The sequence below is a fragment of the Geminocystis sp. NIES-3708 genome (genome assembly GCF_001548095.1).
Classification (GTDB): domain Bacteria; phylum Cyanobacteriota; class Cyanobacteriia; order Cyanobacteriales; family Cyanobacteriaceae; genus Geminocystis.
Map to the genome: position 1 here is coordinate 3,502,729 of NZ_AP014815.1, position 26,437 is coordinate 3,529,165.

The window sequence follows — 26,437 nt, forward strand, 5'->3', positions numbered from 1 at the left end:
ATGAAAAAAGTTGGTGTCGGGACAATTTACAAAGTCATGTCACAATTAAGATTAAAATGATTGAGTAAATATTTATTGTTTATTCTAAAGGTCAAAGATTCAGTTAGGATCTTTTTATTCATTATCGATTTGCCATACAAAAATAATAAAATGTTTTTCTTAAAATCTAGTTTAATATTTAGTTTCGCACTAACTACTACTATTTATTCATCAGCAATAGCTCAAACTAGTTCAAAAATAATCAGTTTTAGTGATTGGTGTCGTCAAGAAGAATCTTTACCAACGGCTACTCAAAAGACTATTAATGTTATTATCAAGACTTTAAAAGTAGAAAATTGTCAACAGGCGGCGGAAATTGTGCCCAAAATTTTCACTATTAATATTAGCAGTCAAGGTGTTTCTGATTTACGCCCTTTTACGAGTTTTGTCAATTTAACCGAGTTAACTTTATATGATAATGAAATTAGTGATATTACTCCTTTAAACTCTTTAACTAATTTAAAAAAATTAATTATTGGTCATAATCAAATAACAGATATTACCCCACTAAAATCTTTAACTAATTTAGAAAAACTTTATCTGAGTGATAACCAAATCAATGATATTGAGCCTTTATCTTCACTCACTAATTTAAAAACTTTATATATAAATCAAAATAATATTAGTGATTTAAAACCGATTGAAAATTTAACTAATTTAGAACAATTATATGCGAAAGAAAATCGGATTCAGGATTTAAAGCCGATAAAAGATTTAACCAACTTAAAAGAGTTATATTTGGATAACAATAAAATTTTTGACTTGACTCCTTTAACTAAACTTAAAAACTTAGAAGAATTATCTCTTAATAATAATAATATTACTAATTCTAATGTAGAATCTTTATTTAATTTAGATAATTTACAACAACTGTATATTCATAACAATCCTGTATCTCGTCAATTTTGTCCAAATAATAAACAAGCCCTTTGTTTTATTGGTAATAGATAAATTAGTATTAATAATTGACAATAAAAAATTATCAGCAAAATATGAATATTCAAGAAAATAAAATAAAAATAGGTTCATTAGAATGGTTTTATCGGGAAGGTTTGCCCAATGAAGATAAGAAAAAAAACCCCGTCATTTTTCTTCATGGCTTACTTTCTCAAAGTTTTTCTTGGTTAGAAATTATGCCTATTTTAACAGAATATGGTTATCATGCTATAGCCCCTGATTGGTTAGGTTGGGGGTTATCAGATAAACCAGATAAAAGAGATTTTGACTATACTCCTTCTAGTTATATCAAAGCATTTACAGAATTTATAGAAGGTTTAAAATTAGACAAAATTTCTTTAGTAGTGCAAGGTTTTTTGGCAACGATTGGAATTCAATATGCTTTGCAATATCCTGAAAAAATTGATAAATTAATTATTTTAAATACCCCTATTTCTTCCTCTGCAAAACTACCTTGGCAAATTGCACAATGTGGAGTTCTTTTTTTAGGTGATATGGTGACACAAGATCCCTTAATTGTTGATCGAACTTTAGAAAAAGGGTCAGGTTTTGTCATTTCTGATCAAAATTTAGCTTTTTATCGTAAACCAATTGTTACCTCCTCTTTAGCTGGTAGAACATTAGTTACAGTGGTAAAAAAATTAAACTTAAAGCAAGTAACAAGGGAGATTGAAACGGGTTTACAACAATGGCAAAAATCTTGTTTAATTATCTGGGGAAAAGATGATCCTTGGCTAGAAATTACCCCAGTAGAAGAATTAGTTAATAGCAATAAAAAACTTAAATTAATTACTATTGAAGAAGCAAAACATTATCCTCAAGAACATTTTTCTAAGGAAATTTCACCTATGATAGTTAATTTTTTAGGTAGTAATAATTAAGTTTATTATTGATAAAGAATTTTAGGTTTTACAGACTCAGATCAATATATAATCAATTAATTATTTAATCCATTCTTAGAGATTTTTGTGTTACCAATTCTGCTTCGGTAGCAATAATTTCTTGATAATAATAGGTCATTTTAGTTAAATCTTTTTCTTGAGTTAATTCTGTTATTTTTTGTTGACAATATTGTTTATATTTTTCAAGTTTAACAGTTTCTAAACAGGCAATGGCAGCTTGAATATAATGTTCGGGCTGAAATAAAAATTGTTTTTGATTTTCATTAAGATTAAAAAAGTTACTTAATTTTTTTGCCATATCTGGATTATTAACCATATTTTCTTGTACAGTATTTAATAAATAATTATGATCATTATTCGTGTTTAAACTCAAAGAAACTTGATGTATTTTTTGCCACAAAAAACGATGGGAAACTAAGCTAAATACTAAATCTTTTTCATCTAATTGATTAATAATTATTTGCCTATAATCAGGACAATGAAGATAAATTAATAATAATAAAAACTCTGATTGTTCTACTTGATTATTTTGAATAGATTTATCAATATTTTTATAGTTTTTTTTCTTGTAATAAGAATTATAACTATTCTGTTTAAGAGCAAACTGTAAACTCTGATGAATTTTTTTAAAATCTTGACTATTCAGTCCTAAATATTGACTTCTTTTAGTACTTAAAATTTCGGCACAAGATGATAAATAATAATCTTTAGTGGCATTATTCGTAATTTTATTTAATAACTTAACTAAAGATTGAAAAGCTAATTCATAATCTGCACTATTTTGTAAGTTTTTGTTGTTAATAATTTGCTCAATTTGCCAGTCTAACCATAATGGTGATTTATTAATTAATTCTTGATATTTATCGCCAGAATCTTCACTAGATTGTAAAAATTCATCGGCATCTTTACCATTAGGAATAGTTAAAATTTTTAGTTTTAATTGTCCACTATAAACTAAATTTTCTACCTCTTTTATTGCTCTTTGAGTTGCTTTTAAACCTGCTTTATCTGCATCGAAATTAACAATAATTTCTTTTGATTCTGTATAACGAGAAAGTTGTTTTATATGATGTTCAGTTAATGCTGTACCCAAAACGGCAACTACATTATCTATTCCATAATTATGAAGAGTAATGGCATCAAAATAACCTTCAACGATAATTGCTTTATCTTGTTTAATAATATTTTTTTGAGCAAAATTTAGGGCAAATAAAGTTTTACTTTTAGAAAATAAGTTAGTTTCAGGAGAGTTTAAATATTTAGGTTCACTACCATCTAAACTTCTTGCACCAAAAGCGATTATTTTTCCATTAATATCTTGAATAGGAATCATTAAACGATCACGAAAATAGTCAATATAACCTTCTCCTTTTGATTTTTTTTTAATTAATCCAGTTTGTTCAACTAAGATAACTGAATAGTGTTTAATTTCTACTAAATAATGATATAAAGTTTGCCATCCTTCAGGTGCATAACCCAGCTTAAATTTTTCGATATTTTCTGGTGATAAATTACGTTGATTTTTAAGATATCGTAGGGCTTCTTGTCCTTCTCCTTGTTGTAAACTATATTGATAAAAATTAGTAGCTACGGCTAAAATTTCATATAGTTGATCTCTCAATGAAATTTGTTTTTGTATTTCTTCTTGATCTTCAACGGCTAAAGTTTTAATTGGTATTTGATAACGCCCCGCTAAATTAAAAATCACATCTCGAAAAGACTGTTTACCAATTTCCATCAAAAATTTAATTGCACCACCGCCAGCACCACAACCAAAGCAGTAGTATAATTGCTTGTTTTGGCTTACGGTGAAACTAGGACTTTTTTCGTCGTGAAATGGACATAAACCAACAAAATCTCGTCCTTTTTTTTGCATCACGACGTAATCAGAAACCACTTCTACTAAATCAACTTTTTCTTTAACTTCAGCGATCGTATCAGGATGGAGACTAATATTTTTCACAATTACAAAACTATAAACTATTAGCAATAAAAAATACTATAGCAGGAGATTTGAGAATAAGTAATAAATTTCTTTTCGTAATAATAATTGTTAGATTTCAGATAATTTAAGCTAAAAGATGGCTTTAATATGTAAATCAATTACAACTTGAATTAACTTTAGTAAATAAGTTGAAAAAATAAATTTTAATAATCTTAAAGTTAAGCAAAAGTTTCTGGTTGGTATCCTAAGCCACGAGTAAATTCTTGGCGAAAAATTTCAATACGATCAAGATCTGGTTTCCCATGAGAAACGATAGCAACTCGATAATTACGCATTACCCTCACTGGAGAGTCCCCCATGTCTAAACTCCAAAACACTATCTCTAAACGAACACCTGGATTATATGGTGTGCCTAATTCTGTCAAAAATGCCTTAATATTACAATCTTCTTGAAAAGATAAAACTAAAGGGATTTTGATTCTGATAACCCAACCATTAATTTGATGAATCACCGTCAAAGAGGCAGATTTTAAAAAAGTCATGGTTTCAAAATAATTAATAACCCTAAGTATTAAACTAGCATTACCTAAAAAATAGACATATTCCATTACTATCCACTCCCTAAAACTGGTCACCACTTTTAACTTCCCTTTATTATCTCTTCCATGGGAAATTGATGGTTAGGGTTAAATTCCTCTTTCTTTAATTTTGAATATGGGTAAAATTCCCCATTAAAACTAAAACATAAATAGAATTACCATAATAATCGCAAAAAACGAGAAAATTAATTGTTAATTATTCGTTGCAATTAATGTTCTAGCAACTGATATACAATGAAAGTGAGATCTTCTGAATGAGAACGAATAATCATGACACAATCTTCTGATCGCCAAAGAAAGCAACCTTTACCAGTACCTCCCTTAATTTCCCAAACAAAGCCTCAAGGAATAACTAATATAGAAGATAAAACAAATATTAATCCTGATGATTCTGTTATCTCTTTAGGAAAAAACACAAATTCCCTTCAACCATTTAATATTCCTGATTTAGATGACGATGATTTTGACTCGGAAGAAAAGACGCAAATCAATACACCCGGTATGTTACCACCATTAAACAATCAGGGCAAATTTCCCCCATTAAGTCCTCCTCCTTTATCTTCTTCTCCTCGATCACCTCTTAATAATAAAAATATACAATCAAAAGCTCAAAATAATACGCCCGTAGGAGGAATTCCCCCTTTAAATTCTTCTTCAGCACCTCCTCGAATGACAGCTAAACCCGGAGAAACAGATGTTCGTAAAGGTTCAGTTATGGACAGATCTCCTGCACCCGCATCTTTAAGAGCCGGTCCTCAAGGAGCAGCTCGTTCTTCAACTCCCCCAGTAGGAAGAGCACCGGGACAACCGTCCCTCCATGAGTTAGTACAGATAGCCTATGACAATGGTTATTCTGATGTGCATTTAGGGGTGGGTGAATTTCCTCGAATGCGTGATCGTGGAGAAATGATGATTTTAGAGGAGTATCCCGAAATTGATCTTAATACTTTCATGAGTTGGTTACGAGAAATTTTACGAGATGATGAAATACAAAGGTTTAAAAAAGAATTAGAATTTGATGGGGCGACTCAATACGATTTTGCAAGGGTTCGGATTAACGTTTTTGATACTTTAAGAGGACCTGCTTTAGTGTTACGTTTAATTCCTCTCAAAATCTTAACTTTAGAACAATTGCGTCTTCCTCCCATTTTCAGAGATATTTGTGATGCCCATAAAGGTTTAATTTTGGTTACAGGACCAACGGGTTCAGGTAAATCAACCACTCTAGCGGCAATGGTGGATCATATCAATAGTGAACACGCAAAACATATTATCACCATTGAAGATCCAGTAGAATTTGTTCATAAAAGTCGTAAATCTCTCATTAAACAACGAGAAGTTGGAATGCACACCCTTAAGTTTGATAACGCCTTAAAAGCCTCTCTTCGGGAAGATCCCGACATTATCCTTGTAGGGGAAATGCGAGATAAGGAAACTGTGAATACCGCCCTTAAAGCGGCTCAAACAGGTCACTTAGTTATGGGTACTTTACATACCAATAGTGCGGTTAAAACCCTTGAACGTATTTTCACCCTTTATACCGCCGAAGAGCAACCAGCTATGAGATCAGCGATCGCCGAATCTTTAGTCGGTATTATTGCACAAGGGCTATGTCGTACGACAGACGGTAAACGAGCCGCTTATCATGATATTTTAATCAATACTGAAACGGTAAAAGATTATATTCTCAGTAACAAATACGAAGAAATTGGAATGTTGATGGCTGAAGGTGAATTTGACGGTATGATTACCATGAATAAATCCCTATTTGAACTTTATCAAGAAGGGCGTATCACTGAAGAAACTGCCTTAGAAAGATCTCCTACCCGTAACGAAATGGCGATGATGTTACGAGGCAGAGTTTAATGGTTAATAGTTGATAATTGATAGTGAAACTTAAAGAAAATAATCAATTATTCATTGCTAAAGTCACTAATTTATCAACTAGATCAGGAAAACTAACTCCCGAAGCCTCCCATAATTGTGGATACATACTTAAAGCAGTAAAACCGGGTAAAGTATTAATTTCATTAATTAAAATTTCTTCCGTCTCAGGAATATAAAAGAAATCTACCCTTGATAAACCTCTACCATCAAGAGCTTGAAAGGCTTTGATTGACATTTCCTGAATTTTGGTAGCAATATGAGGTGGAATATCCGCAGGAATGATTAAATTTGCTCTACCATCAGTATATTTAGTCTCATAATCATAAAAATCTGCATCATAAGTAATTTCACCAATAACAGATGCTTTGGGATTATCGTTACCTAACACTGCACATTCTACTTCCCTCGCTTTAACTCCTGCTTCCACAATCACACGACGATCAAGACTAGCCGCTTCATCTAAGGCTTTTTCTAGTTCACTTCTTGTTCTTACTTTCGTAATTCCTACCGATGAACCTAAGTTAGCAGGTTTCACAAAACAAGGATAACCCAATGTTGTATCAATGCCATCGCATAATTTTGAAAAACCACAAGCACCACTAAAAATCTCATCACGGGTAACGGCTAAATAGGTTACTTGAGATAAGCCAACTTGAGCAAAAGCATTTTTCATGGCAATTTTATCCATACCTACCGCCGAACCAAGAACACCTAAGCCTACAAAAGGGACTTGCATTAAAGTTAATAACCCTTGTACTGTGCCATCTTCACCATTTGGTCCATGTAATACGGGAAACCAAACTTGAACCTGATTGCATTCATCAGGAAATTGCCATTGAGGACTAGAATTATTATCATCATGGAAAGAGATACCTGTTTTTAAAACATTCTTAGCCGTTTCACCCCCTAACCATACTCCCGAAAGTTGAATATAAATAGGGATAACTTCGTATTTTTCAGCATTTTCTCCCACGGATAACCCTTTGGTGATCGCTTGTGCTGATTTTATAGAAACTTCATGCTCTCCTGACTTTCCACCGAATAATAAACCTACTTTAACTTTACCCATAAAAATTAATATTTATCCATAAAAATAAAAAACTAAAGTTTAAATGTTACCTTATTTTGGCAATTTTAGTTGAAGTTTAATGCTCTATAGTTACAATGAAAAAGAAAAATATAAGGGAGATTTTATAGTGAGACTAATTGCTGAAAAACCGATAACTTTAGCTAAATTTTTACAACGCCCCGAAACTAAACCAACCCAAGAATCTTAATAATCAAATCATCAGGATTCTTGGGTTAGAAACCCCGCCCTAAAAGTGCGGCTTTATATTTATTTCTACTTTACCATATTGACAACTTTTATTCTTCGACATATAATGAAAATATAGCGAGAAATTAAAGGCTATGTTTAAAACTCAAAAAAATCAAATTAGAGGACTGTCTCAAACAGAGTATTTAGCTTTACAAGAACTTTGTAGATTGTCAAAAAACCTCTACAATGTAGGGCTATACTCTGTTAGGCAGTTCTTTTTTGCTGAGAAAGCATTTCTTCGCTACGAATCGAATTACCATCAATGTAAAACTAATGAAAATTATCAATTATTAAATACTGATATTGCTCAACAAACTTTAAAAGTTGTAGATAGAAGTTTCCGTTCGTTTTTTAATTTAATTAAAAAGGCTAAGTCTGGAAATTACCAATTCAATCAAATATCTCTGCCACGCTACCTTAAAAAAGATGGCTATTTTAGCTTAATTATCCCTAGAATTAAAGTTAAAGATGGATTTTTTAAAGTACCTACGTCTAGGGAGTTTAAGGCTAAATATGGTGAAGTTAAATTACCTTTCCCTGACAGATTAGTTGATAAAAGTTTAAAAGAAGTACGAATACATCCTAAATATAATTGCCAGTTTTTTGAGGTAGAATTTATTACTGAGGAAGAACTACAAATTGTTGAGTTTAAGTCTGACAATGCCTTATGTATAGATCTGGGACTTAATAATTTAGCAACTTGTGTAAGTACCAATGGGGCATCGTTTATTATCGATGGTCACAAATTAAAAAGTTATAACCACTGGTACAATAAATCAAACGCTAAGTTACAATCAATCAAGGACAAACAAGGTACTAAAGGAGTAACTAAAAGACAAGGACGATTATTATTAAAAAGGAATAATCAAATTCGAGATTATCTAAGCAAAACAGCTAGATATATTATTGAAAATTGTCTCAGGTTAGATATTGGCACTCTAATAGTAGGGACGAACAAAGGTTGGAAACAAGATATTAACATTGGAAAAAGGAATAATCAGAATTTTGTTCAAATACCTTTTTATTCGTTAAAAGAGAAGTTAAAATCTTTATGTGAAACTTATGGAATTCAGTACATAGAGCAGGAAGAATCTTATACCAGTAAAGCAAGTGCTTTAGACAATGACCCTATTCCTAACTATAATCCTGATAACACGGCTAAATATACCTTTAGTGGTAAACGAGTAAAAAGGGGATTGTATGAATCGAAGGATGGTATCAGGGTTAATGCCGATGCTAATGGGGCATGGAATATAGGACGTAAAAGTAACCATGAGGGATTTTCCCAAGTGTGTAAGGGGCTTTTGACTAGCCCTTTAAGAATAAGTGACTTGAATGTAAGTTTAAGTTAACTTCTTAAGAATCCTCGTGGCTTTAGCCCGATGGAGTGTCAACCAAAAAGCAATGCCTCAAGGAAAACATAGCCGCATTCAAGGTAAATTAACTAAAATGATTAACGATGTAGTCGAAGAATCTAAAATTGCTTTAGCTTTTCCTTAATTGAGATGTACTTTCGGTGGTAAATCCATTGTACCTGATATAGTAGTTTTGACTTATGATCATATTCCTAAAGAAGAAAATGGCGGTATTACTAACATAGTTTCTATTATGCCTGATTGGATGATTGAAATTGTTTCCCCCCGATGAAAATCAGAGTACAATCATTAAAAAAATAGTTCGTTGTCTTGAGTCTGGTTGTGAGTTAGCATGGATTTATTGATCCTCAAGAAAAGATAATCTTTGCATACTATCCCCAAAAAGTAGCTTTTTTTGATACTAATTTTGATGTGTTACCAGTACCAGATTTTATCAAAGAATTAAAATTAACTAATGGAGATGTTTTTTCATGGTTAAAATTTTAGTTTTAGTCAAGAAAAGTTAAATAAATATAAGAATTCTAAATAATTAAGTAAATTAGAGGCTAACTTATTAATAATATAGCACTTTGTAATAAACCAATAATTAAACCCAAAATTCCACCTAAATTAACTATAGCTTGTAATTCACTTTGAACAATACTTTGAGTCGCTTCTTCTAAATGTTCAGGAGTTGTTGCTTTTACTCTTTCAATAATAACCTGATCAATAGATAAAATAGGAATAGCTTGAGCAACAATTTTTTCTAAATCTTCTTCTAAATAACGCTCTAAAATTAAAGCTAATTCTTCACTAATTAAACTTAAAGAAGTATTTACTACTATTGATGCTTGTAAACGATTAATAATTAAAATTGATACTTTATCCCAATCAATAGATAAACCAAATTCATGTAAAAAATCTGCACCTTTTTCTTGAATATAATCTCTGACGGCTTTATTAGTTGTTTGCCTTAATTGTTTAACAGTAGCTACGGGTAAATTTTGTAAAGAAAAACTTAAAAAAAATTCTTTTAATCTATTTCTAATTTCCAGAGATAAAAGTAACTCTTTAATGCGTAAGTTAGCCATTTCTTTTTCGTCTAAACAGAAAGTGCGCAAACGATTTAAAGCATTTTTTAATCCAAATAAATTTGCGACAACCCAATAAGTGCCGCTAGTTTTTTCCTTGAAACCCTCATCGATAACATTAATATTTCTATCTGTTAAAAAATTAACCAACGCTTGACGTAATAAATCTGGTGCAAAAATAACTTGTAATAACCAATCTGATAATTGTCTAGCTTGTGCTTCCGTTAATTTAAACTCTAATAAAACACGGTCAAAAATTTGATCAATTTGAGTAGATAAAAAGTCATCTTTTCTGGCTAAAACTTTTAATAACTTTGGTAAAGCATCACCAAATAAATCTCTTAAAATATCAGCTAATATTTTTGCTGACTTTTGTTCTTTATCTTCTTTGATTTGCTTTAATGTTAACTGTAATAACCATAAAATTGCCCCTTCAACTCGCTCAGTTTGTAATAATCTTTTAGCTAATTTTTGTAATTCTTCAGGAGTTAATAAAGAGTTCATAATAGTATCAGAAACTCTTTTGGCTAATCTTTCTTGATTTCTGGGAATTAAACCAGGTGTAAAAGGTAATTGTTTTTGAAATAAAAATAAAGGTTTATAAGGACGAAATAGCATTTTTATTGCTAAATCATTAGTAAAATATCCTATAACTGAACCAGCTATAGGAGGAAGTGCGATTTGCCACCAATTATAAAATTCCAACGGCATTATTTTTAACTAATTAATTATAAATATAATATTTTATTTTTTAATAAACTATGATACAAATAAGAAATAAAATTGATAGTTATCAGATTTATACGACAAAGTATTAAAATAAAAGCTATATTTATCTCAAGTTTTAACTTAAAATCAACATAAATAACTAAATTAAAATACAATTAAACTATCGTAAAAAAGTGTTATTTTTTTCTTCGGTTTATTATCAATTTTTTCTTATCCATTGTTAATTTTTTTTACTATTTAGTTAATACCAAGACTCCCATTATACCACCAAATAAAGGGTAATGAACTGCTTGAGAAAAACCAGCATTTAAACCTAGTTGAATTTGAGTTTCACCGTTAGGAAAGCGCTCTAAACTAGGGTAAATATAAGCATATTCCGAAGAAGCCCCCAAAAAATCGGCAATTCTCACCACTACGTTATCCAAATACCATTTCTGACTATTAGCAATCCAATCTTCTGTTGGTTTATGAAAATCTAAAATAGCCATTTTTGCGTTAGGTTTTAACACCCGTCGAATCTCAAGTAAACAAGCAGGAATATCAGTAACATTTCTTAAACCATAACCCATTGTTCCACAATCAAAAGAATTATTCTCAAATGGTAAATTTAACACATCTGCTTCTAACCACTCAATTTCACTATTAAAAGACTTAGTTTTTTGCTTTTTTCTTGCTTCTGCTAATAACTCTGATGAAAAATCGACTCCGATAACCTTTCCTTTTTGTAGTTGCTTTGCCATTAAAAAAGTTAAATCTCCAGTACCACAACATAAATCTAAAGCAGTTTCCCTCGTTTGTGGATGACTCCATTTTACCGTCATTAATTTCCAAATACGATGAAAACCAAAACTCAACCAATCATTCATTTGATCATAAACTGGTGCAATGTCATTAAAAAGATTTTGAATATCTTGAGAATTAGGAGAAGAATTCATTTTTAATAGTTGATAATTAGTAAAAAATTACTTATGATTAGGCGGAAATATTTTTGCAAAATATGCTATTATGTGGTAAGATAATCTCAAGCAATAATTTTCTACTCAAATTTGCTTAAAATAAAAGTTGGTGATAAAGTTGTACTCATGAGAATTATAAGAATCAGCAAATAAATAGCTATTCTCGTGAAGATTTGAACAAATAATAAAACCAACAATAATTATAACAGTATCAGTAATATAGAAAAAACTTTATGCGGAATAAGCAAGTACTTCATCCTATGGTGAAATTGCAACAAAAAGTATCTTCCCTCGTCAATTCACAAATTATTCAGCCCCAAGATAACATCGGTAAAATTGCCTTATTATTTGGAGATGAATGGAAATTTCTCAAGTCAGAATTATTAGCCTTTGGTTTTTCGATGCAAGATCCTGTAAGTGACATAATTATAGTTGAGAAATGGGACGAGGAATAATTAACAATTAATAATTAACAAGTTAAAGTTATTAATCAATTATTAACTGTTAATTTTTTGATCATTTTTGATAGGAAGGGAATAAGTCTCTGGGGAAATCTTCCGCACTTAAACAAGTTGTCATCGCTTTAGTAGGATCAGTTACTTGTGGAGTACGAGACAATGCAATCACACATTCGGAATGTCTGGCTGGTAAAAGACTAGCTTGACAGGTATTTAATGCCATCATAACAGGAGATATTTTAGTCATTAAGGTATTATCCTCAGTGGTGGCAAATAAATTAGTTTCGGTTTCTGTGGTTACTACTTCTTTTTTCTCTAAGGTACTTTTTGATGTAGTCTTTAAAATACTAGTTTTATTAATGTTAACTACACAATTACCCATATCAACAGGTCGTCTTACTTGGTAACAACTTTTAAGAGCATCAATGGCTTTGATGTCCGTACCAGTAGCAATAGTACGCACACAAGTAGATAATTCCCTAGGCACTAAAGCATCAGCACAACCTGTTTGAGCTTGTTCTGTAGTAACACCTGCGGTGATTAAATCTTTAAGACAAACGTCAAATTGATTATTTGCTTTTGCACTGTTAGGGAAAACAAAAGTAAATAGAGATGGAGAAACAAGAATCAGGGTTGTTAATTTAAAAATGCTTTTCATAATAGATATTTTTAGTGAAAACTATCTCTTAATATATCTCAAATAATATAGCAATCAAGAGCAAACAATTAACAATTAACGATGAGAGATTTATTTTGATGTTTAACTATCAAGTTAAAAAACAGCAATCATCCACTGTCAATTGTCAATTGTCAATTATTTAGTATTCTGGCACAGAAGAGTCGATTTCTTTACTCCATGCTAAAATGCCGCCTTTAACGTTAATGCCTTCGATTCCAGCTTGTTTAAGGATTTGTAAAGCCTTAGTTGAGCGTCCACCCATTTTACAATGAGCGATGAGACGATGACCATTAACATCAATTAATTCTTTAATTTTTTGTACACCTTCACCATTTTCAATATCAGGTAAAGGAATTAAAACCGAGTTAGGAATTTTGGCGATTTCATACTCATTGGGATTACGTACGTCAATTAAAACAAAATCATGAGGATGACTATCCAATAAGAATTTTAAATCATGAACAGTAATTTCTTGGAATTCTTCTTTTGCTTTTGCTTCTTGTGCTTGGGCTTGAGGGATTCCACAAAATTGTTCATAGTCAATGAGTTTTTCAATGACAGGGCGCACGGGATTCGGACGTAATTTTAATTCCCTAAATTTCATATCCCAAGCGTTAAATAACAATAAACGTCCACTGAGAGTATTATTTGCTCCTAAAATGATTTTAATGGCTTCTGTGGCTTGAATTGTTCCAATGATGCCGGGTAATACTCCTAAAACTCCACCTTCAGCACAAGAAGGCACCATTCCGGGTGGTGGTGGTTCAGGATATAAGTCACGATAATTCGGACCACCTTCATAATTGAAAACGGTTGCTTGTCCTTCAAAGCGGAAGATTGAGCCGTAAACATTAGGTTTGTTTAACAATACACAAGCATCGTTAACAAGATAACGAGTAGGAAAATTATCTGTACCGTCAATGATTATATCGTAGGGTTCAAGAATTGATAGAGCATTTTCTGCACTTAAACGAGTTTCATATAAATCGACTTGACAAGCGGGATTAATATCTAAAATACGGTGTTTCGCAGACTCTATTTTTGGTTTACCTACCCATGATGTACCATGAATAATTTGTCTTTGTAAATTGGAGGTATCTACTATATCAAAATCAACGATGCCGATTCTACCAATACCAGAGGCGGCTAAATAGAGAATCAAAGGCGAACCTAATCCTCCTGTACCGATACAGAGTACACTCGCCGCTTTAATACGTTTTTGCCCTTCTAAACCCACTTCAGGCAAAATTATATGTCTAGCATAGCGCTCGTACTCTTCTTTATTGAGTTCTATCGCTTCTAAATTAGGATTGAGCATTTTAATCTTTTTGTCTACCAGAAATCAATTTCTGTTTTTGTTCGTAAATTACTATTTTAGCAAACACTCAACTATTAACCATCAACAATTAATATTTAATCTGTAATTAAGTTGCTGTAACTATTTACTAATGCTATGTATAAAAAAAATTTAGTAAAACTATTGACAAATATGTTTAAGATTCTATATGATGATTGTTTGGATAATTTTTGTCTTTACCTTTTCTTAACCTTACTATGAATACTCAAGTTTTATTACAACTAAAGAAAAAACATAAACTAGGTTTTGGCTGAGGTAAGAGAAAAAATCTGTTAAAATCAATTGTCCCTATTAGTAAACACAGTATGGAGTGAGTTGACAAGAATGAACAAAGTGGGTACACATTTAGTGGTAGATGCTTGGCAAGCACCAGCAGATCTTTTGAATGATCCAGAAAGAATCCGTCAAGGCTTGTTAGATGCTATTAAGGCTGGAAAGGCGACTTTAATAGACATGTGTGTACACCAATTTAGTCCCCATGGGGTAACAGCTACCGTTACTTTGGCGGAATCTCACATTGCAATTCATACTTGGCCTGAATATGGTTATTTTGCCGCAGATTTATTTTTCTGTGGTGCTGGACAACCTAAAGAAGCCATGAAAGTATTACAAGTTGCACTCGAAGCTAAACAGGCAACCATGAGAGAAATCGATCGAGGTTTTCCTGAAGCGTTTGTAAATCAACATACTACTACCATGAAAGAGGAGTATATTCCTACTTTACAAGGTGTGGCTTAGTGCTCAAGACTTGTTTTACCCTCAAATACTCTTAATGTTCTAAAAAATCTGATAATCTTTTTATGATCTTTAATTTCCAGAACCAACCACATTTGAGGGTTATTGAATCAGCAATTAGACATAAATAAATATAATTTGTAGTTATTAATTTTATGTCTAATTCAAGAATTAACTAAGTTTATTTTTCTTATCAATTATTAAAAAGCGATCGCTACGGCTAAAATAAATGATAGAATAAATAATATACTCTATTTATAGTTAGAGGTGATGAGAAAATGAATCAACATGACCCGAACGAGATTTCTTGGAGTCCTGAAACGACTTTTCTGATCGTGTTTTTATTGATATTAATTCCTTTACTTATTATTGGTTTTGTCTCTTCTTAATAAGATAAAGTAATAAGCTCAAATTATTTGCCTGAAGGATGTTTCCTCAATTTTTTAGAGCTTCGATGTTCAGTTTTTACAAAGTTTTACTTTTTTTAATTTAATTAATTTACGGTTTATTTATCATTGGCAAAATTTGTTTCTCTGTTACGTTCTCATAAAGTTTTTCTTCAGGTAAAATGAAAATAATTGGTCCGTTGCCACATTTCCCAAAACAATATTGAGTGGTAACGATAAATTCCTCGGATTCGTATTTTTTGATGATGTTTAATAATTTATTTGCACCATCTTTAGAACAAGATTTACCTTTACAAATAACCAGTAATTTTGGTGAGATTTTCATTGCATAAAAATGTAATTAGCCAATAGGATCAAATAACTGGATGAGGTACTAAGACTGTTATTGTTTATATAATAACTTAAATTTATTTTCTGAGATTAAGTTTGTGATTTTTTTAGTATTTTTGAATAATAGTCAGATTATTAATAAGCAAAAGTTAAATTAAATGAATTTTGAGTTTGAATATACAAAGGTTGATAATGCTGATGAAGTGCAAAAACTAGGGGAAATTCTTTCTCAATGTTTCAACGCTGATATTAAAAAATGGGAAATTTATAGAAATAGAATTAATATTGATGACTTGCGTGTTTTACGCCGAGGTAAAGATATTGTAGGAGGATTAGTTATATACTCTATGGCACAGTGGATTAGTGAAAAATCTATTCCCATGGGGGGTATTGCTGGGGTGGGAATTGCACCTGAATATCGTGGTAGTGGAGCGGCATTTACTTTAATGAGTCAAGCTGTCAAAGAGCTTTATCAACAAGATATTCCCCTTTCTACTCTTTATCCTGCTACACAACGTCTGTATCGTAAAATAGGTTATGAGCAGGCTGGAAATTATTGTCAATGGGAAATTTCTTTATCTGATATTTGTTTAAATTCCCATGAATTATTGATAGAAAAAATACCTAATCCTCAACCTCAATTATTTATTGATTTATATAAACAACAAGCAAGTAAAATTAACGGTTATTTAGATAGAAATTTAACTATTTGGAAAACCATTCTTGATGATAATGAGGGTAAAATTTATGCTTATTGGGTAGGAGAAAAAAATAACCGACAAGGATATATTATTTTTCAGCAAAAAATGATTGAAGGAGAACTTTATTTAGTTATAAAAGATTGGATTGCTTTAAATCATTTAGCAATGAAACGTTTATGGACTTTCATTCAAGATCATAGTTCACAAGTAAAAAAATGCTTATGGTATGGTGGAATAAACCAAGCTAAATTATTATTAATTCCTGAACAAAAAGCAAAAATTTTAAGTCATTTTATCTGGTTTTCAAGGATTATAAATGTAGTTAAAGCCTTAGAATTGCGTCCTTATCCTAATCATTTAGAAACAGAGTTAAATTTGACAATTACTGATGAATTAATACCATCAAATACAGATAATTTTAAACTAGAAATTTCTAGAGGAAAAGGAAAGGTTATACAAGGAGGAAAAGGAGAAATAAAATTAAATGTGAAAGAATTAGCACCACTTTATACAGGATTTTTAACTCCTCAAGAATTATTGGATTTAGGCAAATTAGAAGCCAATGAAAAAGTAATAAAAAGGGCAACGGAAATATTTTTATTATCTACTCCTGCTTTAGCCGATTTTTTCTGAGGTTTAGGTAAAGTAAACAAAGAAAAAACATATCATCTCAATGAAGATAATCAATTAGTAAGGGAATAGAGCTGTTATTTGTAGCAAATAATTTCAAACCAAACCTAAAAGATGATTGTATAGCCTTAGTTAAAGATCTTGAATGGTGCTATAGAATAAAAGATAGGTTTTGGTTTATCAGGAGTAATCGTAACGTGAAAAAAATTATTATCGTCGGGGGTGGATTTGGAGGACTTTATACTGCTTTAAAATTGATACAGTTAGACTGGACACAACAACCAGAAATTATTATCATTGAGAAAAATGATCGCTTTGTGTTTTCCCCACTACTTTATGAGTTAATCACGGAAGAAATGCAAAGTTGGGAAATCGCACCTCATTATGCCGATTTATTAGCTAATACTCGGATTAAATATATTCAAGATACTGTCGCTGACATTGATATTAATCAACAAAAAGTTATTTTAACTAATCATGATAGTTTATTATATGATCGTCTTGTAATTGCCTTGGGAGGAACAACCCCAACAGATTTAGTTAAAGGTGCAACAGAATATGCAATTCCATTTCGCAGCTTAGAAAATGCCTATCAACTAAAAGAAAAATTACGACAATTAGAAAATTCTGAGCAAGAATTTATTAGAGTTGCGATCGTTGGGGGAGGTTATAGTGGTGTAGAATTAGCATTAAAAATAGCTGATAGATTAGGAAATAAAGGTAAAATTAGAATTATAGATCGAGGTAGTGATATTCTTGTAAACTCTCCTGAATTTAACCAAAAAACTGCGAAAAAAGCTCTTAAGGATCATCAAATTTGGCTAGATTTAGAAACAGAAATAGAAGAAATAAAAGAGCGGGAAATCACATTATCTTATAAAAATAAAAGTGATACTATTCCAGTCGATATAGTATTGTGGACAATAGGCACAAAGCCTGTCAAAATCATTAATAAGTTACCATTACCCCAAAATAAACAGGGAAAAATCAATATTAACTCACAATTACAGGTAGAAAATTATCCTGAAATTTTTGCTATCGGTGATTTAGTAGAATGTTACGATCAAGAAAGAAAAGTGTTACCGCCTACAGCCCAAGTGGCTTTTCAACAATCTGATTACTGTGCATGGAATATTTGGGCAAGTTTGGAAGAAAAACCTTTATTACCTTTTCAATATCAACCATTAGGGGAAATGTTAGCTTTGGGGATAGATAATGCAACCTTAAGCGGTTTGGGGATTTCATTAAATGGTGATTTAGCCTATTTAGCTAGACGTTTAGTCTATCTTTATCGTCTGCCGACTTTTGAGCATCAATTAGAAGTTGCCTTCAATTGGATAACATCTCCCTTAACAAATTTAATTAAGAATAGTTGAGAGTAAATTTTTTAGCGAAAATAGTGTTTTTTATAAAAAAAAGAGGTTGTGTAGTAATATTTTTAAGAATGCATCTTATTTTTAAAACATTTGCTCATTGCCTACTCTCACCAAAAAACTTTTTCAGCAAACCTTAATTAATATAACTTTCATATTTATTATAAATAGCTAATCCGGGTATTTCTTCATTAAAAATAAGAGGTTGTTTAAATTCTTCAGGAGGATATTCTTGACGAATGGCAATTAAAGGATTATAAAATTTTTCCCAGTCTTTTAATAATCCTAATAAGGATTGAAATTGTCCAAAAGACTTTGCATATCGATTTTTTAAAGCAATATATTGCAACATTAAGGCATAGGTTTCTGGTTTATTTTTAATATTAGGAACTTGAATAATTTGTCCTAATTTTAAAAACATATCCGCATTAACCTGCACAATGACCATAAATTCTTTGATACTTTCTAAATTTTTATCATAAAAAGTGTCAGCAATATCACCTACAGTTCTTAATAAGGCAAAATTACTCAAATCATATTGTTTAAATAAGTAAAGAAGTTTTAAACCTAATTGATCTTTACAAACAATTTCCAATGAATTAACATAGCTTTGTATTGCTGCCTTACCATCATCGCTTTTGATTTGAGGGACAATATTGGTTAATTTATGCTCTATTAATTCTTTAAATTCTTCTGGTGTGTAGTTTTTTTTGTAGTAAATCAAAGACGAATTCGTAAAATTCTTGTTGTGCATAACTACGATAACGAGTTTCAGTAGCTTCAATTTTCAAAAAACTTTCTTTGGTTTCTAATGCTACTCGCAATAAATCCATACTATCTTTTAAACTTTCATAAGAGCCTGTATTCTGTTCTAATTGACGATTTATCATTAAAAAATTGACAAATTCTCGACTGGTAAATTTCTCATTATCAATAGCTCTAATCATAACGGAAATATTTTTCAGGGAATTGAAACGATCACGATATATTGCCTGTGTTGTCTCAGGAATTTCGTTTTTTCCTCCACCAAAAAGAGATTGAAACCATTCAAAAAAAGATTGACTACCCCACAAAGGGCGATTGTACCAAGAAAGAGAGCGAAGCTCTGTGTTTTTCCTGTCATTAAGGTTCGTATTCATAATTAAACTTTACCAGTGACAATGATTAATATGCTAAAATTATCTTTAGTATTACACAATAATCTTAAAAAAGACAAGTAAATTTCTAAAAAAGTTTTCCCTTAGTAACATAAATGAATATATCCATTGCTGATTTGAGAAAAAATTATACTCAAGGGGGATTATTAGAATCTTCTGCCAGTTTAGATCCTTTTGAGCAATTCCGACATTGGTTTGAAGAAGCGGTTTCTTCACAAATTCTTGAGCCTAATGCCATGACTTTAGCAACGGTTAATGAAGAAGGAAAACCCAGTGCAAGAATTGTTTTATTAAAAAAATTAGATGAAAAAGGCTTTACTTTTTTTACTAACTATGACAGTCATAAAGGCAAACACTTAAATCAAAACCCTTGGGCATCATTAGTTTTTTTATGGGGAGAATTAGAGCGTCAAGTACGTATTGAGGGTAAAGTAGAGAAAATTACTGCCCAAGAATCTGATGAATATTTTTCCAGTCGTCCTATTGGCTCACAATTAGGGGCATGGGCTTCCAACCAAAGTGAAGTAATACCAAATCGAGATGTATTAGAGATTAAATTAAAAGAAATTATAAAAAAATACCAAGGAAAACCAATTCCTCGCCCAGAACATTGGGGAGGTTATAGAGTAATACCTCATTTAATCGAATTTTGGCAAGGTAGAGAAAATCGTTTACATGATCGTTTATGCTATACCTTAAAAAATGATCAACAATGGGAAAGACAACGATTAGCACCATAATACTCGAAACTTGGTAGGGGTGAATGGAATTCACCCACAAATAATGGTATTCACCCAATAATCAAGAATTAATATTATTTTTTAAAAAAAGTTGGGCTTATGACGAATTAAACCTAAAAATTCCTCACGGGTTTTATTCTCATCTTGAAACGCTCCTATCATAGCGCTGGTGACAGTCCATGATCCGGGTTTTTGAACTCCGCGCATTGCCATACACATATGAGTTGCTTCCATTACCACTGCAACCCCTTGAGGATCCAGAATTGTTTGGATTGCTTCGGCGATTTGACGAGTAAGGCGTTCTTGTACTTGCAACCTTCTTGAGTACATCTCAACAATACGGGCTAATTTACTTAAACCAACTACTTTTTGATTAGGAATATAAGCAACATGAGCCCTGCCCATAAAAGGTAACATATGGTGCTCACAAAGACTAAAAAAGTCAATATCTCTAACTAATACCATCTCGTTATGACCTTCGTCAAAAATAGCACCATTGACAAGTTTTTCCAACGATTGACTATAACCTTGAGTTAAAAACTGCATGGCTTCAGCCACTCTTTTCGGAGTTTTTAGTAATCCTTCTCGTTCTGGATCTTCCCCGACAGATTTTAACATGACAGTTACAGAATCCATCATTTGCTGTTTATTTTCTTCTTCTTGGGTAAGATTGATTTGTGCTACTTGCCCATTATGGGTATTGCGATCGGGACGAGTAGCTATATTATTATATACATCGGTGCTAATGGTAGAAGAAAGTTCAGGAGAAGTCTTGTTAGAATTAGAACCGTTGGAAAAGTCTGTCATAGTTAATTAACAAATTAGTTTAATGATGTGATTGAGTGGGGATTTTCGTTACTTGAACTGTAAAAAGCTCAATAGTTTAAGATGTTTAAGAAATTTCTTCACTATAAACACCGCCACAAAAAAATTAATTTCGTGGTTTTAAAGTTTCATTGTAATTTATAACGCCCCAATACTAGGCGTTATCGTTAATTGTTCAATTACTGCTTCTTGAGGAAGTAATACTGCTTGTAGAATGGTTTGGGCTACAGTTTCTGGCTTAAGCATTGCTGAACGATTGAGATCTGCTTGTACGGTTTCAGTATCCCAAATTGGTGTATTAACTGAGCCCGGAGAAATAGTTGTAACTCGAATGCCGTTGCTTCTTTCTTCTAAAGCTAAACATTGACTAAAGGTAACTAAAGCAGCTTTACTAACTGCATAAGTTCCCCATTCAGGAAAATAATTACTAGCGGCAATAGATGCCACATTGATAATTGTACCTCGACTTTGTTTTCTCATGTGCGGTAACACCCCCATGACGCATTGAAAAACACTAGTCAAATTCAGATTTAATACTTCTTGCCAATCTGTTAAGGATGTTTCTCGAAGAAAGTTTGTATAACCTATTCCTGCATTGTTGACAAGAATATCGATATTTCCTATTTCGTGGACAATAGCTTCTATATTCGCTTTTACCTTGGATACTTCAGCTAAATCAGCAGAAACTATTTTGACTTTTACTCCATATTCAGAAACTATGTCTGCCACTGCTTGTAATTTCGCTTCAGAACGACTAATTAAGCATAAGTTAATCCCTGATTTTGCGAAGGCGATGGCTGTTGCTTTACCAATTCCACTACTAGCTCCAGTAATGATAGCTGTTCGTTGATTTGGGGAATATTCCATGATAAATTTTGCTTTCTTTTTCTTAAGTTAGTAAACTAAACTGGATTTAAACTTTAACTCGCTTCTATTAATAGAGTATCAGGTTAGTAGTTTCTCATAATGTGAAGTTTTGTAACAAAAATCACCCCTTACATTATAGCATTAATGATGAATAACTTGAATTAGGAGATAGTATTATGAAGGAATGTTCATTAAGTTTCTAAAAATACTCCTAAGTTACGAAATTTTTGATACCTTAATTCTTTTCTGCCTTCGGCACTTAAACTGTCTAAATATTCCAAATTGTCTAAAATAGCTTTTTTAAGAATATTAGCTGTGGCTAAAGGATCTGAGTGAGCACATCCGGGAGGTTCTGGTAAAATTTGATCTATGATACCTAATTGTTTTAAATCTTGTGCTGTAATTTTTAGGGCAATGGCGGCTTGATCAGATTTTTTAGCATCTTTCCATAATATTGCCGCACAGGCTTCAGGACTGGCTACGGTGTAAACTGAATGTTCAAACATCATCAATTTTTCGGCGACTCCAATACCCAAAGCTCCTCCTGAGCCACCTTCACCGATTACAGTGGTTATAATAGGCACATCTAAGCTGAACATTTCTCTTAAGTTATAGGCGATGGCTTCCCCTTGTCCTAATTTTTCTGCTTCGACTCCAGCATAAGCTCCGGGGGTGTCAATAAAAGTGATAATGGGCATAGAAAAACGATTAGCGTGTTCCATGAGACGCATGGCTTTACGATAACCTCCGGGGGATGCCATGCCGAAATTACGGGCTACGTTGTCTTTGGTATCCCTACCCTTTTGATGTCCGATAATAACCACTGCTCTGCCATCTAGTCTCGCTATACCGCCAATTAAAGCTGGATCATCATAGCCACGGCGATCGCCATGTAACTCGAACCATTCATCAGTCATAGCTTGGATGTAATCAAGGGTAGAAGGGCGACGGGGATGACGGGCAATTTGTAATTTTTGGGAAGGAGTAAGAGTACTAAAAATTTCTTTTCGTAATTGTTCGGCTCTGTCTTCTAATTCTTGAAGTTGCCCTGAAACGTCCACTTGATTTTCTTCAGCTAAGTCTCTAATTTGACTAATTCTAGCTTGTAATTCTACTAAGGGTTTTTCAAATTCTAGTAAAAAAGTACGTTTTTGTTCTGTTTTTGCCATATATTTTGTCTATCTATCTATAATAAAACCGTTTTTTATATTTTTTAATGTGATAAAAATTTTCCTTTTATACAGTATAGAATTTTATGACATAAACCAGAATATTTAGGGATTTACTATTAAGGAAGCCAATTTTCATCGAGAATTTGTTCAAAAGGTGCAATAGGTTTTTCAGGAAAAGTATCAAGGGTAAGTTGAGAATATTGAGAAGCAATGTCTCGTCCATCTTGATAACATTCCTCAAAAACATCTTTAAGATGGGGTTTAAGGCTTGGACTATCTTTTAAAATACGTTTGATTTGTTTACGAAAATTGATAATTTCTCTTTGCCAATATCCTCGATTTATTTCTTTTTCTGAATCCCAATAGCGAAGAATCAGTAAATGTTCAATTAACCTCATCAGTAAACTCTCAAGTTTTCTTTTATCCCTTCGACTCAAATCCAAAACTTCCTCAATTAAATTATTCCAATCAAGAGAATCTAAATCTCTTTTTTTTAATTTGTTTACTGTTTCCAACACCCAGAGATTATAGTCTGTGTCATATAAATCTTGTTTATTTTTGATTAATTCTGCTACCATTGCTCTGTTCTTCTTTTTCTTGATAGTCTGATTATAACTTTTAATAATAATGTTCTATGATCTTTGATTCTTGTTATAAATTGTTTTAAAGTTACGATTTTTTTAGATCGAGAAAAATTAATAGTTTAATAAATTATATTTGTTGGCAATATTAAAGAAATACATAATAATAATCCACTGATAAAGTGTAGATTGACAGCGATAAATTTACTGTTTTTTACCTTTTCTGGTTGATTATGATATTGGTTAACGTGGTTCGTTAATTGATAGGCAATGGGCATACTTAACAATACTATTAAAGCACTATAGGGTAATATCTTCATCGCTGTCAGCAGAAGACATAAACCATAAAATAAAATTACGGAAATTGTTAATACTTTTGAGCCTAAATCTGTACCGAGTCTGACGATGGGTGATTTTTTCCCTGCGGCTATGTCGTCTTTTATTTGATGAAAATGAGAACAAAAAAGGATAATTGATGTTGATATACCGATAATACTTGATGCCCAAAAAGATGATACTGAAAATACTTCAGTTTGACTATAATAAGCGGCAGCGATCGCCATAGGACCAAAAGTTACAAAACAAATAATTTCTCCTAAACCTACATAACCGAAACGAAAAGGAGGTCCTTGATAGCTATATCCTAATGCACAACAGGCAATAATTAACCATAATAAAATCCAATCTTTAAGCCAATAATTGATTAGCAAAATCCCACCTAAACCCAAGAGTAAACATATAATACTAATCCAAAAGACAAGAGTTCGATTTCCTGTCAGATTGACCACTGAATGAGCTTTATTTACATCTATTCCTGTGTCCGAGTCAAAAACATCATTACTAAGGTTAAGCCATGCAATAATTAAAATAGCTGACAATAAAAATATTACAAAAACGTTAGCTTGAAATATGCCCGTTTCAGTATAAGCTAAAGCAGTGCCAAAACTAATGGGAATAACCGCTACAGTGTACATGGGAGGTTTTATCGCCGCAAACCAAAGTTGACGTTTACTCAGTGATTGATTGACAATTAGGGATGTTGTTTCATCGGTTATGGTCATGATCTTTAATTGGATATGATAGTTGTAAATATCAATTAATTATTATTTTTTCTTAATTATCCATTGTCCATTGTTCATAGTTAATTGTCCATCACAAATATTTATAGTATTAGCTTTATGCCTATAATGCCTAACGATTTTGCTGTTTTAAATTATCCGAATAGTTTTAAAGAGTTAATTTTTTTACCAATTGAGAAAGAAAATCAAGAAAAAAATAATCATAATATTATTTCTATTACTCATACAATTGATCCCATTGATCCTTTAATTTTTCTCTCGGTTATGAAAGAAAAAAATCAAGTATCTTTCTATTGGGAAAATAAAAAAAAACAAGAAGCTATTGTCGCTATTGGAGCAATAAAAAGTTTAGAAGTTAACAATAATATATCATTAGAAAATAAAGCAGAAATTAATCGTTTTCAACAATGTCAAGAGTTTATCAAAAATACTTTAAATAATATCAACTATCTCGATGAATCTTTAAATAATATTTATCCTCATTTTTTTTCATATTTTACTTTTTTAAATAAATCTACTGATTATTATAAATCTTTTTCCTTAGCAACCATTTTTTTACCTTATATACAATTATTTAAAAAACAAGATCTTTATACATTAACAATTAATACTTATAATAATCATCAAAAGATTAAGAAAATTAACACAGATATAAAAGATAATTTTAGCAAGAAAATAATATTGAGTTATAAAGTAAAATCACATAAAAAAAATCTTTTAAAGTATAACTTAGAAGAATCACAATATCAGTCTTTTATAAAAAAAGTTAATCAAGGATTAGATGCGATTAAAGCTAAAAAATTAACTAAAATTGTGGTAGCTCATGCCTTGGAAGTGAGAATAAACAATAATTTTAATATTATTAAATCTCTTGAAAATTTAAGGGCTAATCATCCTGACTGTTATATTTTTTCTATAGGTAATAAAGAGGAAGAAAATTTTATTGGAGCAAGTCCAGAAAGATTACTGTCTATCCAAGATAATCAATTAGTGAGTGATGCTTTAGCTGGTTCAGCACCTAGAGGAAAAACTGAAAAAGAAGATATAATAATTGGAGACAATTTACTCAACAGTGAAAAAGAAAAAAGAGAACATAAAATAGTTAGTGATTTTATTTTTGAGCAATTATCAATTATCGGTTTAAATCCAAAACAAGCATCTTTACAACTATTGAAATTATCTAATATTCAACATTTATGGACTCCTATTTATGCTCAAATTGTATCTAATATTAGTCCTCTTGAAATTATTAATAAATTACATCCTACCCCAGCTGTAGCAGGAGATCCTATTAATATTGCTTGTAGAGAAATTGAATCTTCAGAAAATTTTGATCGTTCTTTATATGCTGCACCTATTGGCTGGTTAGATACTCAAGGAAATTGTGAATTTATTGTAGGAATTAGATCGGCTTTAATTAAGGAAAATTCAGCTTGTTTATATGCTGGTGCGGGAATTGTAACGGGTTCAAAACCTGAACAAGAATTAACAGAAATTAAACTTAAATTTCAAGCACTTTTACAAGCATTAAGATAATAAATAATCAAAAATTAATAATTTATTTTAAT

28 protein-coding genes are annotated in these 26,437 nt (G+C 31.4%); 13 read left to right on the forward strand and 15 right to left on the reverse strand.

All coding sequences use genetic code 11. The features are described from left to right. Positions 1 to 150 precede the first annotated feature (150 nt). Together GM3708_RS15355 and GM3708_RS15360 are read left to right on the forward strand one after the other, a co-directional pair. Complete coding sequence (locus tag GM3708_RS15355) at positions 151 to 990, forward strand: leucine-rich repeat domain-containing protein (protein ID WP_066348761.1); 840 nt, start codon at positions 151 to 153, stop codon at positions 988 to 990. A gap of 41 nt (positions 991 to 1,031) precedes the next feature. Beyond that, positions 1,032 to 1,877, forward strand: coding sequence for an alpha/beta fold hydrolase (locus GM3708_RS15360; protein ID WP_066348762.1), 846 nt, complete (start codon positions 1,032 to 1,034; stop codon positions 1,875 to 1,877). A gap of 64 nt (positions 1,878 to 1,941) precedes the next feature. Here GM3708_RS15360 and dnaG read toward each other — a convergent pair whose 3' ends face one another. Both dnaG and GM3708_RS15370 read right to left on the reverse strand, forming a co-directional pair. Next, on the reverse strand, positions 1,942 to 3,861 hold the full coding sequence (gene dnaG, locus GM3708_RS15365) for a DNA primase (RefSeq protein ID WP_144439329.1): 1,920 nt from the start codon (positions 3,859 to 3,861) through the stop codon (positions 1,942 to 1,944). A 200-nt stretch (positions 3,862 to 4,061) separates the two neighbouring features. Beyond that, positions 4,062 to 4,451, reverse strand: a complete 390-nt coding sequence (locus tag GM3708_RS15370; protein WP_066348767.1) for a hypothetical protein — start codon at positions 4,449 to 4,451, stop codon at positions 4,062 to 4,064. Between the two features lie 261 nt (positions 4,452 to 4,712). Between GM3708_RS15370 and GM3708_RS15375 the strand changes: the two genes are divergently transcribed. Next, positions 4,713 to 6,308 (forward strand): type IV pilus twitching motility protein PilT, encoded by a 1,596-nt coding sequence (locus GM3708_RS15375; protein WP_066348769.1) that lies wholly within the window; start codon positions 4,713 to 4,715, stop codon positions 6,306 to 6,308. A 43-nt stretch (positions 6,309 to 6,351) separates the two neighbouring features. Here the strand turns inward: GM3708_RS15375 and GM3708_RS15380 are convergent, their stop codons facing one another. Then, entirely contained in the window at positions 6,352 to 7,398 is a 1,047-nt protein-coding gene (locus GM3708_RS15380; RefSeq protein ID WP_066348771.1) for a D-alanine--D-alanine ligase family protein, read from the reverse strand. Positions 7,399 to 7,477: 79 nt separating this feature from the next. Between GM3708_RS15380 and GM3708_RS19670 the strand changes: the two genes are divergently transcribed. The 4 genes from GM3708_RS19670 (at position 7,478) to GM3708_RS19485 (ending at position 9,294) form a co-directional block, all read left to right on the forward strand. Beyond that, complete coding sequence (locus GM3708_RS19670) at positions 7,478 to 7,606, forward strand: hypothetical protein (RefSeq protein ID WP_255358404.1); 129 nt, start codon at positions 7,478 to 7,480, stop codon at positions 7,604 to 7,606. Positions 7,607 to 7,739: 133 nt separating this feature from the next. Further along, entirely contained in the window at positions 7,740 to 8,999 is a 1,260-nt protein-coding gene (locus GM3708_RS15385; protein ID WP_066348773.1) for an RNA-guided endonuclease TnpB family protein, read from the forward strand. A 16-nt stretch (positions 9,000 to 9,015) separates the two neighbouring features. Beyond that, the gene (locus GM3708_RS19675; protein ID WP_255358405.1) at positions 9,016 to 9,147 is read left to right on the forward strand and encodes a hypothetical protein; all 132 of its coding nucleotides are present in this window, start codon (positions 9,016 to 9,018) and stop codon (positions 9,145 to 9,147) included. Further along, positions 9,148 to 9,294 (forward strand): Uma2 family endonuclease, encoded by a 147-nt coding sequence (locus GM3708_RS19485; protein WP_231932969.1) that lies wholly within the window; start codon positions 9,148 to 9,150, stop codon positions 9,292 to 9,294. It begins immediately after the preceding gene. A 274-nt stretch (positions 9,295 to 9,568) separates the two neighbouring features. Here GM3708_RS19485 and GM3708_RS15390 read toward each other — a convergent pair whose 3' ends face one another. Together GM3708_RS15390 and ubiE are read right to left on the reverse strand one after the other, a co-directional pair. Then, entirely contained in the window at positions 9,569 to 10,804 is a 1,236-nt protein-coding gene (locus tag GM3708_RS15390; protein WP_066348777.1) for a DUF445 domain-containing protein, read from the reverse strand. A 251-nt stretch (positions 10,805 to 11,055) separates the two neighbouring features. Further along, complete coding sequence (gene ubiE, locus GM3708_RS15395) at positions 11,056 to 11,757, reverse strand: bifunctional demethylmenaquinone methyltransferase/2-methoxy-6-polyprenyl-1,4-benzoquinol methylase UbiE (protein WP_066348782.1); 702 nt, start codon at positions 11,755 to 11,757, stop codon at positions 11,056 to 11,058. Between the two features lie 254 nt (positions 11,758 to 12,011). Here ubiE and GM3708_RS15400 point away from each other — a divergent pair, with 254 nt between their 5' ends. After that, positions 12,012 to 12,233 carry a DUF4327 family protein gene (locus tag GM3708_RS15400; RefSeq protein WP_066348784.1) on the forward strand — a complete coding sequence of 74 codons (222 nt, stop codon included), beginning with the start codon at positions 12,012 to 12,014 and terminating at the stop codon, positions 12,231 to 12,233. 61 nt (positions 12,234 to 12,294) lie between these two features. Here GM3708_RS15400 and GM3708_RS15405 read toward each other — a convergent pair whose 3' ends face one another. Both GM3708_RS15405 and moeB read right to left on the reverse strand, forming a co-directional pair. Further along, positions 12,295 to 12,894, reverse strand: coding sequence for a hypothetical protein (locus GM3708_RS15405; RefSeq protein ID WP_066348786.1), 600 nt, complete (start codon positions 12,892 to 12,894; stop codon positions 12,295 to 12,297). Positions 12,895 to 13,054: 160 nt separating this feature from the next. Next, positions 13,055 to 14,233, reverse strand: coding sequence for a molybdopterin-synthase adenylyltransferase MoeB (gene moeB / locus GM3708_RS15410; RefSeq protein ID WP_066348788.1), 1,179 nt, complete (start codon positions 14,231 to 14,233; stop codon positions 13,055 to 13,057). A 363-nt stretch (positions 14,234 to 14,596) separates the two neighbouring features. Between moeB and speD the strand changes: the two genes are divergently transcribed. Then, positions 14,597 to 15,010 carry an adenosylmethionine decarboxylase gene (gene speD, locus GM3708_RS15415; protein ID WP_066348791.1) on the forward strand — a complete coding sequence of 138 codons (414 nt, stop codon included), beginning with the start codon at positions 14,597 to 14,599 and terminating at the stop codon, positions 15,008 to 15,010. Between the two features lie 495 nt (positions 15,011 to 15,505). Here speD and GM3708_RS15420 read toward each other — a convergent pair whose 3' ends face one another. Then, positions 15,506 to 15,739, reverse strand: a complete 234-nt coding sequence (locus GM3708_RS15420; protein ID WP_066348793.1) for a (2Fe-2S) ferredoxin domain-containing protein — start codon at positions 15,737 to 15,739, stop codon at positions 15,506 to 15,508. A 163-nt stretch (positions 15,740 to 15,902) separates the two neighbouring features. Here GM3708_RS15420 and eis point away from each other — a divergent pair, with 163 nt between their 5' ends. Then, the gene (gene eis / locus GM3708_RS15425) at positions 15,903 to 17,078 is read left to right on the forward strand and encodes an enhanced intracellular survival protein Eis (RefSeq protein WP_066348795.1); all 1,176 of its coding nucleotides are present in this window, start codon (positions 15,903 to 15,905) and stop codon (positions 17,076 to 17,078) included. Between the two features lie 194 nt (positions 17,079 to 17,272). Continuing rightward, positions 17,273 to 18,451: an NAD(P)/FAD-dependent oxidoreductase gene (locus GM3708_RS15430; RefSeq protein ID WP_066348796.1), complete on the forward strand. Its 1,179-nt coding sequence runs from the start codon at positions 17,273 to 17,275 to the stop codon at positions 18,449 to 18,451. A 133-nt stretch (positions 18,452 to 18,584) separates the two neighbouring features. Here GM3708_RS15430 and GM3708_RS19490 read toward each other — a convergent pair whose 3' ends face one another. Beyond that, positions 18,585 to 19,172 carry a hypothetical protein gene (locus GM3708_RS19490; protein ID WP_066348797.1) on the reverse strand — a complete coding sequence of 196 codons (588 nt, stop codon included), beginning with the start codon at positions 19,170 to 19,172 and terminating at the stop codon, positions 18,585 to 18,587. Continuing rightward, positions 19,132 to 19,587, reverse strand: a complete 456-nt coding sequence (locus tag GM3708_RS19495) for a hypothetical protein (RefSeq protein ID WP_066348799.1) — start codon at positions 19,585 to 19,587, stop codon at positions 19,132 to 19,134. Before GM3708_RS19495 ends, GM3708_RS19490 begins: the two co-directional genes overlap by 41 nt. A 113-nt stretch (positions 19,588 to 19,700) precedes the next feature. Between GM3708_RS19495 and pdxH the strand changes: the two genes are divergently transcribed. Further along, positions 19,701 to 20,345: a pyridoxamine 5'-phosphate oxidase gene (gene pdxH, locus GM3708_RS15445; RefSeq protein ID WP_066348800.1), complete on the forward strand. Its 645-nt coding sequence runs from the start codon at positions 19,701 to 19,703 to the stop codon at positions 20,343 to 20,345. A gap of 81 nt (positions 20,346 to 20,426) precedes the next feature. Here pdxH and folE read toward each other — a convergent pair whose 3' ends face one another. From folE to menA, 5 genes are all read right to left on the reverse strand, one after another. Continuing rightward, positions 20,427 to 21,152 carry a GTP cyclohydrolase I FolE gene (folE, locus tag GM3708_RS15450; RefSeq protein ID WP_066348804.1) on the reverse strand — a complete coding sequence of 242 codons (726 nt, stop codon included), beginning with the start codon at positions 21,150 to 21,152 and terminating at the stop codon, positions 20,427 to 20,429. A gap of 156 nt (positions 21,153 to 21,308) precedes the next feature. Further along, the gene (locus tag GM3708_RS15455; protein WP_066348805.1) at positions 21,309 to 22,037 is read right to left on the reverse strand and encodes an SDR family oxidoreductase; all 729 of its coding nucleotides are present in this window, start codon (positions 22,035 to 22,037) and stop codon (positions 21,309 to 21,311) included. A 191-nt stretch (positions 22,038 to 22,228) separates the two neighbouring features. Then, positions 22,229 to 23,206: an acetyl-CoA carboxylase carboxyl transferase subunit alpha gene (gene accA / locus GM3708_RS15460; RefSeq protein ID WP_066348806.1), complete on the reverse strand. Its 978-nt coding sequence runs from the start codon at positions 23,204 to 23,206 to the stop codon at positions 22,229 to 22,231. Between the two features lie 119 nt (positions 23,207 to 23,325). Continuing rightward, positions 23,326 to 23,787 carry a DUF29 domain-containing protein gene (locus tag GM3708_RS15465; RefSeq protein ID WP_066348807.1) on the reverse strand — a complete coding sequence of 154 codons (462 nt, stop codon included), beginning with the start codon at positions 23,785 to 23,787 and terminating at the stop codon, positions 23,326 to 23,328. Positions 23,788 to 23,912: 125 nt separating this feature from the next. Beyond that, positions 23,913 to 24,851 (reverse strand): 2-carboxy-1,4-naphthoquinone phytyltransferase, encoded by a 939-nt coding sequence (gene menA / locus GM3708_RS15470; RefSeq protein ID WP_066348810.1) that lies wholly within the window; start codon positions 24,849 to 24,851, stop codon positions 23,913 to 23,915. A 117-nt stretch (positions 24,852 to 24,968) separates the two neighbouring features. Between menA and GM3708_RS15475 the strand changes: the two genes are divergently transcribed. Next, positions 24,969 to 26,405: an isochorismate synthase MenF gene (locus GM3708_RS15475; protein WP_066348812.1), complete on the forward strand. Its 1,437-nt coding sequence runs from the start codon at positions 24,969 to 24,971 to the stop codon at positions 26,403 to 26,405. Positions 26,406 to 26,437 lie beyond the last annotated feature (32 nt).